The organism is Moraxella sp. K127, assembly GCF_015223095.1.
Lineage (GTDB): Bacteria > Pseudomonadota > Gammaproteobacteria > Pseudomonadales > Moraxellaceae > Moraxella.
In genome coordinates, this window is sequence record NZ_JADFBZ010000061.1 from 1 (window position 1) to 16,869 (window position 16,869).

A 16,869-nucleotide genomic window follows, 5' to 3' on the forward strand; every position below is an offset into this window, starting at 1 on the left:
CTTGGTAGACTGGCACGCCCAACATAAGCCTCAATGCACTAGGTCATCTTATCAAAACCTAACCCACCAAAGCCGACAACCAATGGTAAGGTGCGTACCACGCACCTTTTAAATGAAAAATCTTATTGGTGCGTAATACGTACCTTACTGCCAATGGGTGTATTTTGAAGTTAAATGATTATAAAACCCACCCAAATCGACTTTACCACCACCAATAAGGACGGTACGGATAGCCATACCAACCGCCATAACCATAATGCATACGAGTCATGCGTTCGCTCATCTGATGTTGCTCCAAGCCCATCATGTTGGCACGGTGTAGCTCTTCTAGGGTTTTGCTATCGCCAACATCACACACGCCTTGTAAGGTGTAGCCCATTCGTCCCATGTTGTAGGCGTTGTCTATGGTGCAGTAGGATTTTAGCCCTGTTTGGCGACCTTGCTCCCATAACGCTCGGTCAGGCGTGGCAAGCCCTTGGCAGGTTTTGGCGTGGCGTAATATCTCTTGACTGCTTGCCCCACGCAGACCGTCAGCACGCCCTACCTGTTCCCAGTTGGCGGACGAGCAGTCGGCTTGTTTTAATGTGGCGGTCGTGGTACAGCCTGTGAGTGCGAGCACGGGTAGGGCGATGAGTAGGAATGCTTTTTTTATGATAGGTTTTGTGATAGGTTTCATGACGGATTGCCTTTTATGATTAGGGCGTGCCTGCCTTTTGTATTTGCAATGAAAAACAAGATTTAGCCATTTTTCATGCAAAAACGATTAGTTTATTTCTAAAATATTTCTATATTGTAAGTAGTGTTATAAAGGGCAGACACGTCTTGATTAAAAAAACGCACAAGCATGGCTTATGCGTTTTATTTGGCCTTATTTGGCTAAGACAAGCCAACTTATCTATAAATCAGTGGGCGTGGTTGTGCATGGGGCGAGTGCTTTCGCATTTTAGGCTGTACACCGTGCCATCAGCAGTGGTTATGTCCAACACACCAAATTTGTTTTTGGTGTGCCATTCGTATTTTGAATTGGGATTGACGCCATTCACAAACAGCATGCCCGATGCAGAAGGGGCACGTCTTAGCTCGACATCAGCACCATTTAGGCTTAGGCTAGGGGCGGTGATGTTAAGCAGAGCTTGCTTGGTGTCAGGGTTATAGTTAGCAACGATGTTGGCATCTTGGTCGCAGGTATAGGTTCTTGGTATGATGCCGTGATGATGCTTTTTGCCATGTTTGTGGGTGTGTTTGCCGTGCATTTCTTGGGGTTTGGGCTGATCGACGGTTTGGCTGTTATTTGTGGCACAGCCTGTCAATACCAAGGCGCCCACCGCAGTGGCAATCAATAATTTTTGCATGACAATCTCCTTAAAAGATGAAAAAAATACCAAAATAAAATCAGTTATCATTAAAATGATATATTTATTATAAATGAAATTCTACCGCCTTGTGTAACAAATTTTTTCAAGACAAGGGTAAACTTGTAAAAAACTTTAACACAACTTTTATCATGAAAAACTGATGTGATAAAAGGCAGGCACGTCCCAATCATCATTTTCTTTTAAAATAGCCATCATGCCTTGACTTTGACCTGCCCAAAAGCTATATTTTAAAAATCTTTATCAGGAAACATCATCATGACCATCTTATCATTACAATCCCATCTTGCCTTATCCACGCCCATCGTCCAAGCTCCCATGGCAGGGGCGAGCAATGCCGATTTTGTCGTGGAGGCGTGTCGTCTTGGCGTGCTAGGCTCGCTTGGGGCAGGCATGATGTCGCCCACCCAAATCCATGATGAGATTACCAAAATCAAAGCAGGCACGGATAAGCCCTTTAATGTCAACCTTATGATTTTGGACAAAAATTTGACCGAAACATATAGTCAGTCCATGCCCGATTGGCTTGATAATTTTTATCAAACATTGGGCGTTACCCCTGTGCTAGATGATAGACCTGCTCATGACTTTACCAAGCAATTTGCAGTGTTGCTTGATAGTCCTGTGCCTGTGGCAAGTTTTACCTTTGGTATTTTGGATAAAACGCAAGTGGACGCTTTGCACGCTGTCGGCACGCTGGTCATCGGTACGGCAAATAGTGTGGCAGAAGTGCTGGCGTGGCAGGACGTGGGGGCGGACGGTGTGGTCGTGCAAGGGGTTGGGGCAGGCGGTCATCAAGGGGGCTGGCTGGACGAGCAGGGCGATAGATTATCCACGTTAGAGCTATTAAAACTTGCCAAAAATGTCAGTACTATCCCACTCATCTCGGCAGGGGGCATTGCCAATCGTGAACAGGTCGCCCTTATGCTAGATAACGGGGCGGACATGGTGGCGGTGGGGACGGCGTTTTTGACCACGCACGAGTCGCCCATCAATCCACTTTGGAAAAAGCGGTTGCTCAGTGCGACAGGTAACGACACACGCCTAACAAGGCTCTACTCTGGCAAATGGGCTAGGGGCGTGGTTACGGACTATATGCAAGATTTTGCTGATTTGGATAACGATGATTTGCCAAATTATCCGACACTAAACGCCATGACAAAATCCCTGCGAGCCTATGGAGCAACCACCCAAAACAGCGAGCTGATGAGCCTGTGGAGCGGTGTGGGTGTGGCGGATTGTCGTGATGAGAGCATGAGTGAGCTTGTGGCAAGGCTGACAGGTACGCCCTAATCAACCAAATACACCACGTTATCGCCGTCTTTTTTGATGACATTGTTAAGCTCCAAACGCTTGATGATGTCATCGATATCGGCACTTTGACCGCCCCGAAAGCTAACAATCGCTTCCAAAAACGTCCGTAGGGCAGGCAGGCGATTGGGCTTGCTTTTTAGTACCCGCTCCAAACAATAATCATAATCGGCAGATGGTGGCAGTTTGTCGGTAGGAGCAGATGATGGACTCGGGGAGAGCATGAGTTGCCCAAGCAGATGATGAGCCAGTTTTAGTTTGTCCGTATCAGACAAGGCGGATGCCAAATCAAGGACGGTGCGATAAGACATGGAAGTTTCCTTAAATCATGGGGATGATAATAATGGCACTGGTGGATGATGAAGTTGGTTTATTGTATGACAAACACAGGTAAATGAAAAGAGCGGATGACAAAAAGCGGACATGTTGCCCGCTTTTTGTTTTTGGTATGATTAATGTTTGGGTGGTTCTCCAACACCCAGATACATCTCGTCGTTTTTGGCAAGGGTGGGGTGGTCAGCGTCCTTGATGTTGGCACGCAAGATAAGATAGCCCACGATGCCCGAGATAAGCGAACCCAAGATAATGCCCAAACGTGGGTCATAATCATCAGGAATACCGCCAAAGGCAAGCCCTGAGATAAAGAGCGACATGGTAAAGCCGATACCGCAAAGCAGGGACACGCCATAGATTTGCATAAAGGTTGTGCCTGTGGGCAGTTTGGCAAGTCCTAACTTGACGACCAAAAACACAGGAATCATCACGCCAATCTGCTTACCGATAAACAGACTTAGGGCGATACCCATTGGCACGCCATGCATGAGCTCGCCCATGTTGGTGCCAGCTAATGAAATCCCTGCATTGGCAAAGGCAAATAAGGGTAGGATACCAAAGGCAACAGTGTTATGTAAGTCGTGTTCTAGCTCTTCTAGGGGTGAATGCTCGGGGTCGGCATTATTTTTTAAAGGAATAAAAAACGCCAAGAGCACACCTGCTAAGGTCGCATGCACGCCTGATTTTAACATGGCAGCCCATAAGATGAGCCCGATGAGCAAGTAGGGTGTTAGGCGGGTGACGTTTAAGCGGTTTAATAGGAACAAAAATGGCAAGCACACCGCTGCCACACCCAGTGAGAATAACGACAGCTCGGACGTGTAGAATAAGGCAATGATGATAATCGCTCCGATGTCATCAAAGATGGCGATGGATACCAAAAACACTTTTAGGGCATTGGGGACTTTGTTGCCGAGCAAGCTAAGCACGCCAATGGCAAAGGCGATGTCTGTGGCGGCAGGGATTGCCCAGCCTTTTAGAGCTTCGCTGTCACCGTGATTTAGCCCATAATAGACCAAAGCAGGGGCGACCATGCCACCGATGGCACAGATGGCAGGCAGGACGATTTGTTTGATGTCTGACAGCTCGCCGATTAGGGCTTCACGCTTTAGCTCAAGTCCCACCAAAAAGAAAAAGACTGCCATCAGACCGTCATTAATCCAATGATGAGCATCTTTGGCAATCTCAAACTGACCAATCTGCACCACCACAGGGGCGTGAATAAAGGCGTTGTACAGCTCGTATAATGGCGAGTTGGCGACTATCATGGCAAGCACAGCAGCAAAGGCAAGGACAATGCCCCCGGCTGCTTCTAGCTCAAAAAAGGATTTTATGCGACTCATCGGCATGATTATCTTTTCCTATAAATGAATAAACAAAACCCACAACTATAAAAAATAGTTATAAATAAAAATTAACCAATCTTGTGAATATATCACAAAAATTAATAATACGAAAGCGGTTTTGTGATTATTTGTGTAAGTTTTCTTTCTGTGGGTTTGCCAAATGCAAGCAGTGGCGTGATGGTAAGTGCATGGATTTTGGTGTTTAGATGGGAATGATTCGGATGAAATGGTGTATGCCTTACAAGACGAAAAAGCACTACAATTTTCGCATTAAAGTTCAATTTTGTTGGCTGTATTTTTGAATGATTGTTTATGGGATGTGCCTACCATTGATAATGTTTGTTGGCATTTCAAGGATTGCCAACAAACATTTATTTGCAATAAATCATTAATTTGATATGATGATATCACAAAATAGGATTGCTCATTTATGTATAATATTTCACAAAACATAATATACTGTCTGTATAATAACATATTGTTAATTATTGTAAAAAATAAACAGTTGTTTATTTAAAAAAATAATTATAAAAATCAAATAATTAAAACATTATTTGTAAACACAATATTATATCATTTGGCAAGCACTAGACAATAAGTTGCTATTAATTTACAATTTGCAAAACTTATATTAAGATAAGTTTTCTTTTACCGATTTTGTAGTACAAATGTTTCATTTCGGTAAATGACAGTGTATTTGAATGTTTTAATTTCATTGTTTATGATGGATAAAGCGTGGTAATGCCCTGGTATCTTGATGGATTGGGTTTTGGTGTCAAGGTTATTCTTGTTAGCCATCACTGATGTTTTTATCATAAACACAAACACAAGGGTGTAATATGTCATTACAAACACAACCTGCCAAAAAAGGGTTTTACGCCAAGCCCTTGACCGTGGCTTGTATGGTTGCTATCGGCACAAATAGTGTCGCAGGCTACGCTGAGACAGGTGCACAGGCACAGTCAGCCAGCTCCGAGAGAGCGAAAGTAAGTAGTTATCTGTATAACTACTATTGGGATTTGATTAATCGTCGTTATTATAATCCAGCCCCAACACCAGCCCCAGCGCCCATTCCTGCTCCTGTCAGACCAGCCCCAGCCCCCGTTGCTCCCATGCCAACGCCTGCTCCTACGCCAGCACCTGTGGAGTCAGCTGTCTCTGGTCGTTATGTGGCTCCTGTTGCATCATCAGAAGTCAAAAGAAATAATTACACAAGACAAGTGCAATCCCATCTAAAACGCAGCCAACCTGCACCAAGTGCTGGTACTCGCACAGGTTATAGTGTCATGGATACGTCAAACAACTCTGACTTGACGTCCAAATTCTATGGCACCACAGAAGATGGCTATGCCCAGCGTCTAGACGATCTAAAAAACACCATCGATACTCGCCGTGCCAAAGTGGGCGTGATTGATACGGGCATCAACCGCTTCAACCGAGATATGGTCGGTGCCAACGTTCATGACACGCAGGTCAAATGTATCTCAGCAGGACGTTCTAGCTGTTATGACCCACACAATGACTCAGGAATCGTTGAGACGCCAACCACATCTGCCAGTGGCGACCATGGCAACCAGATGGCTGCTGTTATCGCAGGTAACAACGGCATGACCAATGCCAAAATCTATGGTAGTGACAGTATCGACCGTGGCTCAAACGGTGGTAACCAGTTCTTGATGATGCGTAAACTCAACCAAGACCATGGCGTTAAGATTTTTAACAACTCATGGGGTTCGGATAACTCTGACCGTTGGTTCTACGATGCTCAGCGACTCAACTATGATCCCAATACAGGCAACATCTACCCAAATCGTTACAGAACAAGCATTACCAATGCTGAGGTAACTCTGCCTGTCATTCATGACCTTATCATGAATCGTGACGCCCTTATCATCAAGGCGACAGGTAACGAGGGTCTTAATGATGCACATGATGAGAACTTAGCACCGCTCATGAACAGCGAGTTCAAAAAAGGCTTCATCACCGTATCATCACCACGAGAAGATTTTAATCAAGCCAATGACTGTGGTCGTACCGCTGAGTGGTGCGTATCGGCAACATCGTCCACCGAAAACTATGCCAACAACGGCAGACTGAGCAACTACAAAGGCACATCGCCTGCCACTGCTCGTGTGGCAGGGACGGCAGTGCTGGTGCAATCAGCTTATCCTTGGATGAAAAATGAGAACATCTCTCAAACCATTTTAGGTACGGCTAAGGACTTCTCAGAAATCACCGCCAATTCACCAAATGGCTACAAAGGACTCAGACGTGTGAGCCGTCTGCCATCAGGCTATTATGGCAGATATTATACAGACAACCGAGGTAATCTATACATCCCCGGCGACACCCCATGGGAAAACCGTCAAATCATTGCAAACCATAATGGTAAAAACATCACGTGGCAAGATGGTTGGGGGCTACTAGACCCAGAAGCTGCTGCTAAGGGTTATGGTGGTTTTTACTGGGACAACGTAGAGCTTGACACCCAAGGCACGCCTTTATCTGTATTCTACAATGACCTAAAAGGCGACAAAGGCTTTACCAAAAAAGGTGCTGGTAAACTGGTATTTACTGGTAATAACAGCTATAAAGGTAACTCTATCATCGAGGGCGGTTCATTAGAAATCAATGGTAACAATGGTGGTTCTACCATGGTTGTCAAAGGTGGTGAGCTGACAGGTCATGGTAGTGTTGCCAATGTACACCAAACAGGTGGCTGGGTAAATAACGAAGGTAATCTACGCATCAGAGGTAACTATAATATCAACACCAATCGTGGTGCAGATGCTGGTCTAAAAGCCCAGTTTGGCAACATGATTACCGTTGATGGCAAAGCAAGACTCGGTGGTACTCTAAACTTAACAGGCGAGACCAAAGATGGCATCATCAGCCAATCAGGCAGTCGCAGTACTGTTTTGCGTGCCAAGCAAGGTCTTGAAAACCGCTTTGACAGCCATCGTTCAAGCAACCCCTTGTTTGAGGTTACCAAGGTTGAGTACACCCCAGAGGTGGACAGAAATGGCAGAGTGGTGGGTAACTCACGTGTGAACAACGACGTACAAGTAACCGCCAGACGTCTAAGTGCAGGCAATGTTGTTTATGGCATTGGCATGAATAATAGCGGTAGCCGTGTTGCCCAAAACCTAGATAAAGTGCTAAACGACCTTGATGAAAAACAAGCAGTTCAAGGCTCATTAACCAGCGATGAAAAACGCTTTGCCAACCAAGTGTTTAGTAGTTTTGAGAATATGAGTGCCGACTATGGCAACAACACAGCCAGTCCCATGCTGTCTGTGGTAAGCACCAACCAAGAGCTATATAAGCTAGACCCAACATTCTATGCTGACAGTGCATTAAATGTGGTAGAAGACAGTGCTGTTCACGCCACTGACTTTGGTAAGCGTCTAAAAGATGGTAGAAATGTTTGGGGTTCGGTCAGTCACCATGATTATGATGTGGACATGGCTCACGCCACCAGCGAGCGTAAGGGCAACACCTATACCGTTGGTGCCAGCACTCAGACTGCGAACGATGTTAGTGTCGGTGCTCAGCTTGATGTCAGCGACCTTGACCTAAAAGAATCAGTTTATGGCATTAGCAATAAAACCCAAACTGACAGCATTGGTCTGACCGTGGGTGCATCCAAAAATGTTGGTGATGCTTATGTGTCAGGCTGGGTAAAAGGAGCTAAGGTTGAGACCAAAGCCAACCGTGCCGAGATGACCGATGACATCAAGTATGATGGTAAGCTATATGGCGTGGGTATCCAAGTGGGTAAAAACATCGATACCGCATCGGGCGTGAGCGTACAGCCTTATGCCTTTGCCAACCATCAAAAATACAAAAATGATGGCGACATCAACGATGGCATGAACATCATCACCGACATCAGTGCCAAGCAAACTCAGGTGGGTGTTGGTACGGATGTGGCATTCCAAGCAACCCCTGCCCTACAACTAACCGCAGGTGTGCAAGTGGCTCACGCTGTTAGCCGTGATACCAGCCTAGATACTCGCTATGTTGGCACAGCAACAGATGTACAATATGGTACTTGGGATACTGACAAAACCAAATGGTCAGCCAAAGTGGGTGCAAACTACAATGTAACGCCAAACAGTCAAGTAGGTCTAAACTACAGCTACACAGGTAGTGGCGATTCAGATGCTTCTCAGGTGGGTGTGAGCTTCACCAGTAAGTTCTAATTCATTAATAAGGTAATAAAAAACAGCACAATTTCGGTTGTGCTGTTTTTTTGTTTTTAAATCTTAACAATCAAGAATCCCACATTTCTTTGTCCAAAGCCTTTTCTTGCTTGGCAACGGTTGCCACCCCTGTGATGTCGCCCACGACATTTAGGGCGGTGCGACCCATATCAAGCAAGGCATCAATGCCCAAAATCATGCCATAGGCAATCGCCACCGCCGAGCCAGCTTCCACAGGTAGACCAATGGATTCTAGTACCATAAGGAGCATAATCGCCCCCGCCCCTGGCACACCTGCCGTACCAATTGCCCCAAGCACGGCAGTCATCGTGATGGTCAGCATTTGCGAGCCGTCAAGCGGTACGCCCACCGCATTGGCAATAAAAATCGCACACACGCCAAGATACACGGTCGTGCCGTCCATGTTCATCGTAGAGCCGACAGGCAAGCCAAAGCTATAAATGTTCTTGGGAATGCCCATGCTTTGTGATGCTTGGATGGACACAGGCAAGGTTGCCCCCGATGAGCGGGTTACAAAGGCGGTGATAAAGGCGGGGCGAGCCTTTTTCAAAAAGATAAGTGGGGAGAGTTTCATCAACGCACAAATCACGCAGTACACAAGGGCGATTTGTAAGGCAAAACCAACATAAACAGTTGCCGTAACGCTTGCCAAGGAGCCAAAAGCGGTTGCCCCATTTTTTGAAAAAACAATAAAAATCAACGCAAACACGCCAATCGGAGCGTACTGCATGACCCAGCCGACAATCTTAAACATCGCTTGGCTAACCCCGTCCACAAAATAAAACACCGTGTCCGAGCTTTTTTTGATATTTTCATCATCGCTATCACGCCCAAAGGCAAGGGCAATGCCAAATACCAAACAAAAGAAAATCATGGGCAACACCTGACCGCTACTAATCACGCCGATTGGGTTGGTGGGGACGATTTCAAGCAGGATTTGAAGCATGCTTGGGGCTTCGGCAGTTTTGCCTTCGCTTGCGGTGTCGGCGATGAGTTCTAGTCCCAAACCGGGGTTAAAGAGCTTGCCCGCGCCAAGCCCGATGATGATGGCAAAAATGGACGTAATGGTGTAATAAATGAGCGTTTTTATGCCGATACGCCCAAGCTGGGCAGGCGTGATTGAGCTTGCCCCCACGATGAGCGTGGACGCAATGACGGGAATGACTATCATCTTTAACAGACGAATGAACAGCTCGCCAATGGGTGATAAAATGCTAATGGCGGTTTGGGCATTTTGAAAAATGATACCGCAGATTGAGCCTAGGATTAAGCCGATTAGGATTCTTAATAATAAGTTTGGCTTAAAATACCATGAAAAAAGTTTTGACATAACAAGTCCTATGATGTACAAAAGCATGATTTTTAACAAAAACACATCATTTTAACATAAATTTACAAAAGCCAATCATTTTTTGTTAAAATAAGAATTTTGGGCTAATGACATGGAACTCACCATACAGCTTATCTCCATACTCTTTTTTGTAGCGTTGTTTGCAGGGTTTATTGATGCCATGGCAGGCGGGGGTGGACTTTTGACCATTCCTGCCTTGCTTTTGACGGGCATGAATCCTGTGGCGGTGCTTGCCACCAATAAATTACAAGCCTGTGCAGGGTCGTTCTCGGCAAGTGTTACGATGATAAAAAAGGGGCTAATCCACCCCAAGATGATGAAAGTTGCCTTGATTATGGCATTTGTGGGTTCTGCGGTGGGGACGGTGCTGGTGCAATTGTCGCCCCCTGATTTTTTGCAAAAGGCATTGCCCTTTGTCATCGGAGCGGTGGGGGTGTATACGCTGTTTAGTCCCAATTTGGGCAAATTAGAGACCACGCCCAAAATGAGCCAAAAGCTGTATGAACGGACGGTTGCTCCACTTATCGGACTGTATGACGGCTATTTTGGGCCGGGGACGGGGACGTTTTTTAGTCTGTCGCAAGTCGTGCTTCGTGGGCGTGATTTGGTACAGGCTACCGCACGAGCCAAGCTGTTGAATTTTGCCACCAACATTGCGTCTTTGATTTTCTTTGTTTTAGGCGGTCAAGTGGTGTGGGTTGTGGGGCTTGTCATGATGACAGGGCAACTTATCGGAGCGTATCTGGGCTCGCACATGGTCGTCAAGGGCGGGGCAAAATTTATCCGCCCTGTGATTGTGGTGGTGTGCTTTTGTATGGTGGCAAAACTTTTGTGGGGTTAGAGCCTGTCAATCTCATCGGGCGACAAATTGGTATATTGGGCGATTTTGTCGGTGGGTTCGCCAGAGCTTTTCATGAGTTTGGCAATTTGTATAATACCTTCTTTTTTGCCTTGCTCATGCAGATAGCTGTCGGTTGCCAAATTATCACGGTAAGTTTTTAGGCTGTATTGATATTTTTGCCATTCTTCATGGGTCAAATTGGCAAGTTCGGCAATTTTAAAGGCTTCTTGAAAAATGGCATTGTCATTAAATGCAGTTGGTATCATTTGTAAATCCTTTAAATTTTTGAAATAAAATAACCATTTATCCAAATGGGTGGTTAATTCATGTTCTGACTTTTGAAATTTGGGCATTTCCAAATAAATCAATGTCAATTTGTCATAAAATATCCGCCCATGTTGGTCTTTTAATTTAATGGTGTGAATCACGTCATCATCGTCCAAATGCTCATCAAAACAAAAGTCCAAAATGCTTACGCAATACACCGCCGTAATTTGATAGTTCCACCGCCCACGCTTTGCCTGTTCGCTGATTGCCAAACTGGTGTAATACAAAGTGCGGTCTTTAAAATAATCCTGTTTGGTGCGTTGAAGTTCTACGATAAATTGCTCGCCTGTATGACTTTGGCAATAAATGTCATAAATGGCTTTGCGGTCGGATTGATTTTGCCCAAGCTGTTCGGTATTTTTAAATTCCAAATCGGCAATTTGATGATGAGTGGGTAATAGACTGTTTAAAAAATCAATCAACAAGCCTTTATTGGCTTCTGTGCCAAATAAGCGTTTAAAACCATAATCGGTAAACGGATTTAAAAATAAATTTGCCATAAAATCATTCTCTGTTTTTTATCATTTTAAAATTTGCTATTTTAAAAGTGGCAAAATTGGTGTGGGGGTAAATCGATTAAGCAAACACCAATCCCACTTCCATACCTAAATTAGCATTGATATTAACCAACGCATCAAGGCTAAATTTACTGATTTTGCCTTGTAATAGATCATTTAGGCGTGGCTGTGTCAATCCACAAACACAAGCCAGCTCGGCTTGTGTGCCGTCCATATCGGCTAGGGTATCTTGGATATGGGCAAGCAGTTCGGCTCTTAGTTTTAGGTTGGCACTTTGGGCGGGAGTGTCAGCTAAGGCATCAAATACAGAATGAAATTTCATGAGTGATTTTCCTTTTGTTGAGCAAGTTTTAGGCGAGCTTTGGCAAGTTCTATGTCGGCTTGTGATGTCTTTTGAGTCTTTTTGGTAAAGGCGTGTAGAACATAAACGGTATCTTGGAATTTGGCGGTGTAAATCACCCGATAAATACCATTTTCGTCTTTTAGGCGAATCTCAACCACGCCCGACCCTATGGTTGGCATATATTTAAAATCAGACGGCATTTGACCGTTTTGAACAAGATGAAGCTGATAGCCTGTGTCTTGTTTGATGTCATCTGGAAATTCTCTGATGTCGTCCAAAGATGTTCCCAAAAAACTCAATGTCTTTCATGGTTTAAGTCCACACCAGTTTTTAAAATAGATTATATCAAATTTGATATAAATTGCCAATTTTTGAGTTTTCTTGGTTGATGAAATTTCCCCACAAGACATTATCGTGTATAATGCCTTTATTTTTTGCGAATAAGCCATGACCCACCCCAAAATCCTACTTGCCATAACAGGCGGTATCTCCGCCTATAAATCTGCCGTCCTTGCTCGCTTGCTCATAAAAGCAGGCTGTGCTGTGCGTGTGATGATGACGGACGGGGCGTGTGAGTTTATCACACCTTTGACTTTGCAAGCCTTGACAGGCAACGAAGTCCACACCAAACTACTGGACGATGAAGCCGAACGTGGCATGGGGCATATTGAACTTGCCAAATGGGCGGACATGGTCGTCATTGCCCCTGCCAGTGCCAACACGATTGGCAAGCTCGCTCACGGACTTGCCGACAACCTTGTAACCACCGTTGCCCTTGCCACCACCGCCCCCATTGTCATCGCCCCTGCCATGAATCAGGCGATGTATGCCCACGCCATTGTCCAAGACAACCTTGCCAAACTTGCCCGTTTTGGCTACACCGTGCTGACCCCTGACAGCGGTGAGCAGGCGTGTGGCGATGTGGGGGCAGGGCGACTGCCTGAGCCTGATGATTTGTGCGAGCGGATTTTGACACTCATTGCCAAACGCCAAACGCCCCAAGTCTTACATGGTAAAAAAGTCATCATCACCGCAGGGGCGACCATTGAAGCCATTGACCCTGTGCGATTTTTGTCCAACCATTCCACTGGCAAAATGGGCTTTGCCATTGCTCGGGCGTGCGTGAATGCAGGGGCGGACGTTACCCTAGTGGCAGGGCGAGCGGTGCATTTGCCGACCCCCTTTGGGGCAAAACGGCTCACAGTCGGTACGGCTGATGAGATGCTCACCGCTTGCCAATCGGTCATGACGGACAACAGCGACACCATTTTTATCGCCACCGCTGCCGTGGCGGATTATAAGGTTGCCAGTATCGCCACCCAAAAAATCAAAAAAACGTCCGACCAAGACGGCTTGACCTTAGAGCTTATCAAAAACCCCGACATTTTGGCAACGATGAGCCAGACCTTCCCAAAAGCGGTTATGGTAGGCTTTGCCGCCGAGACCCAAGACACCGAAAATTACGCCCGCACCAAACTTACCGCCAAAAACCTAGACATGATAGCGGTCAATGACGTATCGGACAAAAGTATTGGCTTTGGTTCGGACAACAACGCCATGACGGTGTTTTTTGCCGAGCGGTATGGCAGGGATAAAGTGGTGCTGGATAAGGCAAGTAAAGACAGTATCGCCAAAAGTTTGGTAAATTGTGTGGCGGGGGTGATTCATGGCAACTGAACTGTTTAGCAAAAAACAAGATTATCTGCTTGCTCCGCTGTATTACCTACAAGCCAAAAAAGTCGCCAAAACTGCCCTAAGATTGCCAGAGCCTGACGGTGTTCGGATTGCCAATTTTAATCAAAACTGTGATTGTCATGCCTTAAATATCGCCATTTTTGGCGACAGTTCGGCGGCAGGCGTGGGCGTGGATAGCCAAGATGACGCACCGTTTGGGCGAATCGGCTCGCTACTTGCCAAACGGTTACAAAAGCCCATTCATGTACAGTTGCACGCCACGAGCGGACACACCAGTTTTGATTTGTTGCACCGCTTGTACGCCATGCCCAAGCTGACTTTTGATGTGGTCATCATCAGCATTGGGGTTAATGACGTGATTAAACGCACGTCTGATAAGGCGTGGACGGATAATTTGCAAGCGATTATCACACTGCTAACACGCAAATTTGGCGTATCTCATGTTATCTTTTTGAGCTTACCGCCTATGCACTTAGCCCCAAGCCTACCGACACCGTTAAACGGATTGATTGGGCGTAGGGCGGTCGCATTAAGTAAGATATTAGAGCAAATTTGTCTGCAAAATGGCGTGCATTATGTGCAAGATGACTTTGCCAAAAGCTCGCTAAACCGCCAAACCATGTTTGCCAAAGACGGCTTTCACCCAAGCCGTGCCACTTATGATGTGTGGGCAAATACGCTGGCGGATTATGTGATAAAGATTATGTAACCTTATCATTTAAAAGGACTTTTATGAAATTTGAACTTTGGCTAATTCCCCTATTTGTCATCGCAAGCGTATTGCACGGCATTGCAGGCATGGGTTTTCCGCTTATTACGATTGGGGCGTTATCGGGCGTATATGGGCTGACCCATGCCATTATCCTTGTGCTGGTGCCAACCGCCACGCTCAATCTCATCGCTTGGCTTGGCGGACGTGGCGGGGCGTGGCATAACTTTTGTTTTTATCTTAAAAAATACTGGCTACTTGTTACGGTGTCCGTGCTAGGCTCGGCACTGGGGGCGTATTTGCTCCTTGTGGTGAACTCGGCGTATCTGATGCTTGCCCTTAGTGCCGTTGTGCTGTGGTATGCCATAACAAGCCTTATGGGTAAAAAAATCGTCCTACCCAACACCGCTCTATCTCTTGTCAGCATTGGCTTTGTGGCAGGTGTGGTTGGCGGTGCGACCAACGCCATGTCGTCCGTGCTACTCATGTACCTACTCTCCATGACGGACGATAAGGACACGATTATCAAGGTTGGCAATCTGTGCTATTTTGTCAATAAACTGGTTCAAGTCATTGTTTTAAAAGACATTATCCTAGCGGTAGAGCCGTCTACTTGGGGGCTTATCATCGCCTTGACCGTGCTGTCTGTGGTCGGTATCATCATCGGAGCAAAACTTGGCAAACGCCTACCGTCCGACAAATTCCGCACGCTTATCCTGTGGGTGCTTATCGGACTTGGGATTAAGGTGGGTTGGCAAGGGGTGCAGGGGGTTTGGTTGTAATGTATTGATTTTTATAAAATACTTGACTTTTTAAAAAAAGTAGTATAATTACAAGTATGGTTTTTTAATTCAGTCATATAGGGGTAAAAGATGACGACATTAAACACAAATTTCCCATTATCTGTACTTAGTAATAATCAAGCAGTTACAGCAAAGCAAAAATCCAAAAAAATGACGGTTGCAGAGTTTGTTGCTTATATGGAAAAAAATCCCAATGAATATGTAGAATTGATTGACGGTCAAATTGTTGCTATGGCTGGCGGTTCATCAAATCATAGCCTGATTATTTCAAATTGCCTTGATGTTAAATTTTTTTTAAGAAAGAATATGCCAGATTGCAAGGTTCGCCCTAGTGATTTTGGCATTCAAACATCGGAGTATCAGGTTCGTTATCCTGACTTTTCCATTGCTTGTGGTGTTGAAGGTGATGCACTTGTAACGGCAAGACCAATTCTAATTGGTGAAGTTCTGTCAAAAAGCAATACAAACAAAGAAATGTCAATGAAAATTGATGAATATAAAAACCTTCATTCCGTTGAAGAGATTGTCATGATTTCCCAAAAAACAAAATCGGTTACCATTCATCGCAGGGGTAAGCTGTTTGGTTGGCATGAAGAAACTTATACTAATGGGATTGTTGAATATAAATCAATAGGGTATTTTTTTGATATTGATGATTTATATATTGATACTGATATCGGGAATAATAAGTAATGATGCAAAAATATCAACCGAATTGGCTTGGTATTTTTATGCACTAGTACACTCTACAAAATGAAAAAGTGCTACGGTTTCCGTTCGTGGTGAGCCTGTCGAACCATGACGGAAACCGACCCTTCGACAAGCTCAGGGTGAACGGTTTCCGTAGTAAAATTCAATTTTTTTGACTGTATGTCAATTCATCTATAATTCTGCTTATCGGACTTGGGATTAAGGTGGGTTGGCAGGGGGTGCAGGGGGTTTGGTTGTAACTTCTTTTAAGATTTGGACGTGTAGGAGCGAATTGCAATTCGCCCTGAATTTATTTTACAAAACTCTCTGTAAAAACAATCATTTTTGGGTACGATGACAATAAAAAACACGATAATCACCGTGTTTTTTATTGGATTTATTTTAAAAATCTAGTGCCAAAATCAATTTAGACGTTTGCCTGTTTTATCTATATAAAATTCTTCGTCATTTAGTTGCACTAGGGCTTTACCATTTTCAAAAACCCAAACATAATCATATTGAACAGGGATAACCACTTTACCTGCTTTATCAACAAAACCCCATTTGCCGTTTTGTTCTACTCGTGCCAAGCCTTCTGAAAATCTTTCAATCCTATCATATTGAACAGGGATAACCACTTTACCTGTTTTATCAACAAAACCCCATTTGCCGTTTTGTTTGACTTCTGCCAAGCCCTCTGAAAAGCTCCAAGCCCAATCATATTGAATGGGAATAACCACTTTACCTGTTTCATCAATAAACCCCCATTTGCCGTTTTGTTTTACTTGTGCCAAGCCGTCTTTAAGACAACCCACAGCAGTATATCCCGTTACCTGTGGTCTTTCACACGCCAAAGCGGATATTGGTAAAAGAGATAAGGCGATGATAAGGGGTTTTAGCAACTTTTTCATAAAAATCTCCGTGCTTGGTGGATATGATATAACCTTATTTTACAAACGTATTTTGGCAAAAACAAGTACACTCTACAAAATGAAAAATTGCT

At 44.9% G+C, this 16,869-nt stretch carries 16 protein-coding genes; 7 read left to right on the top strand and 9 right to left on the bottom strand.

Annotation, left to right across the window (positions count from 1 at the left end; all coding sequences use genetic code 11):
• Positions 1–202 precede the first annotated feature (202 nt).
• Together IM753_RS11415 and IM753_RS11420 are read right to left on the bottom strand one after the other, a co-directional pair.
• Complete coding sequence (locus IM753_RS11415; protein WP_062498336.1) at positions 203–676, bottom strand: DUF2799 domain-containing protein; 474 nt, start codon at positions 674–676, stop codon at positions 203–205.
• Positions 677–902: 226 nt separating this feature from the next.
• Complete coding sequence (locus IM753_RS11420; RefSeq protein ID WP_062501761.1) at positions 903–1,352, bottom strand: MliC family protein; 450 nt, start codon at positions 1,350–1,352, stop codon at positions 903–905.
• A 279-nt stretch (positions 1,353–1,631) separates the two neighbouring features.
• Here IM753_RS11420 and IM753_RS11425 point away from each other — a divergent pair, with 279 nt between their 5' ends.
• Positions 1,632–2,666: a nitronate monooxygenase family protein gene (locus tag IM753_RS11425; RefSeq protein WP_194109324.1), complete on the top strand. Its 1,035-nt coding sequence runs from the start codon at positions 1,632–1,634 to the stop codon at positions 2,664–2,666.
• Here IM753_RS11425 and IM753_RS11430 read toward each other — a convergent pair.
• Both IM753_RS11430 and nhaA read right to left on the bottom strand, forming a co-directional pair.
• Positions 2,663–2,995 carry a hypothetical protein gene (locus IM753_RS11430; RefSeq protein ID WP_065255285.1) on the bottom strand — a complete coding sequence of 111 codons (333 nt, stop codon included), beginning with the start codon at positions 2,993–2,995 and terminating at the stop codon, positions 2,663–2,665. The genes IM753_RS11425 and IM753_RS11430 overlap by 4 nt on opposite strands.
• Before the next feature lie 141 nt (positions 2,996–3,136).
• On the bottom strand, positions 3,137–4,366 hold the full coding sequence (gene nhaA, locus IM753_RS11435) for a Na+/H+ antiporter NhaA (RefSeq protein WP_194109325.1): 1,230 nt from the start codon (positions 4,364–4,366) through the stop codon (positions 3,137–3,139).
• A gap of 836 nt (positions 4,367–5,202) precedes the next feature.
• On the opposite strand from nhaA, the gene IM753_RS11440 reads away from it, so the two are divergent.
• Positions 5,203–8,568 (top strand): S8 family serine peptidase, encoded by a 3,366-nt coding sequence (locus tag IM753_RS11440; protein ID WP_194109326.1) that lies wholly within the window; start codon positions 5,203–5,205, stop codon positions 8,566–8,568.
• Positions 8,569–8,638: 70 nt separating this feature from the next.
• Here the strand turns inward: IM753_RS11440 and IM753_RS11445 are convergent, their stop codons facing one another.
• Positions 8,639–9,919, bottom strand: coding sequence for a dicarboxylate/amino acid:cation symporter (locus IM753_RS11445; protein WP_194109327.1), 1,281 nt, complete (start codon positions 9,917–9,919; stop codon positions 8,639–8,641).
• A 112-nt stretch (positions 9,920–10,031) separates the two neighbouring features.
• Here IM753_RS11445 and IM753_RS11450 point away from each other — a divergent pair, with 112 nt between their 5' ends.
• Positions 10,032–10,781, top strand: a complete 750-nt coding sequence (locus tag IM753_RS11450; protein WP_065256501.1) for a TSUP family transporter — start codon at positions 10,032–10,034, stop codon at positions 10,779–10,781.
• On the opposite strand, the gene IM753_RS11455 is transcribed toward IM753_RS11450, so the two are convergent.
• The 3 genes from IM753_RS11455 to IM753_RS11465 all read right to left on the bottom strand — a co-directional run bounded on the left by IM753_RS11455 (position 10,778) and on the right by IM753_RS11465 (position 12,247).
• A complete protein-coding gene (locus IM753_RS11455) occupies positions 10,778–11,608 on the bottom strand; it encodes an Rpn family recombination-promoting nuclease/putative transposase (RefSeq protein WP_065256500.1) in 831 nt (276 codons plus the stop codon). The two genes, IM753_RS11450 and IM753_RS11455, sit on opposite strands and share 4 nt — an antisense overlap.
• A 76-nt stretch (positions 11,609–11,684) precedes the next feature.
• The gene (locus tag IM753_RS11460; protein ID WP_065256499.1) at positions 11,685–11,948 is read right to left on the bottom strand and encodes a helix-turn-helix domain-containing protein; all 264 of its coding nucleotides are present in this window, start codon (positions 11,946–11,948) and stop codon (positions 11,685–11,687) included.
• Complete coding sequence (locus IM753_RS11465) at positions 11,945–12,247, bottom strand: type II toxin-antitoxin system RelE/ParE family toxin (protein WP_227514748.1); 303 nt, start codon at positions 12,245–12,247, stop codon at positions 11,945–11,947. Before IM753_RS11465 ends, IM753_RS11460 begins: the two co-directional genes overlap by 4 nt.
• A 169-nt stretch (positions 12,248–12,416) precedes the next feature.
• On the opposite strand from IM753_RS11465, the gene coaBC reads away from it, so the two are divergent.
• The 4 genes from coaBC to IM753_RS11485 all read left to right on the top strand — a co-directional run bounded on the left by coaBC (position 12,417) and on the right by IM753_RS11485 (position 15,869).
• Complete coding sequence (coaBC, locus tag IM753_RS11470; RefSeq protein WP_065256497.1) at positions 12,417–13,646, top strand: bifunctional phosphopantothenoylcysteine decarboxylase/phosphopantothenate--cysteine ligase CoaBC; 1,230 nt, start codon at positions 12,417–12,419, stop codon at positions 13,644–13,646.
• The gene (locus IM753_RS11475; RefSeq protein ID WP_065256496.1) at positions 13,636–14,373 is read left to right on the top strand and encodes an SGNH/GDSL hydrolase family protein; all 738 of its coding nucleotides are present in this window, start codon (positions 13,636–13,638) and stop codon (positions 14,371–14,373) included. Before coaBC ends, IM753_RS11475 begins: the two co-directional genes overlap by 11 nt.
• Positions 14,374–14,396: 23 nt before the next feature.
• Complete coding sequence (locus IM753_RS11480; RefSeq protein WP_065256495.1) at positions 14,397–15,155, top strand: sulfite exporter TauE/SafE family protein; 759 nt, start codon at positions 14,397–14,399, stop codon at positions 15,153–15,155.
• Between the two features lie 90 nt (positions 15,156–15,245).
• Entirely contained in the window at positions 15,246–15,869 is a 624-nt protein-coding gene (locus IM753_RS11485) for a Uma2 family endonuclease (RefSeq protein ID WP_065256494.1), read from the top strand.
• A gap of 419 nt (positions 15,870–16,288) precedes the next feature.
• Here the strand turns inward: IM753_RS11485 and IM753_RS11490 are convergent, their stop codons facing one another.
• Positions 16,289–16,777, bottom strand: a complete 489-nt coding sequence (locus tag IM753_RS11490) for a WG repeat-containing protein (protein WP_194109328.1) — start codon at positions 16,775–16,777, stop codon at positions 16,289–16,291.
• Between the last annotated feature and the right edge of the window lie 92 nt (positions 16,778–16,869).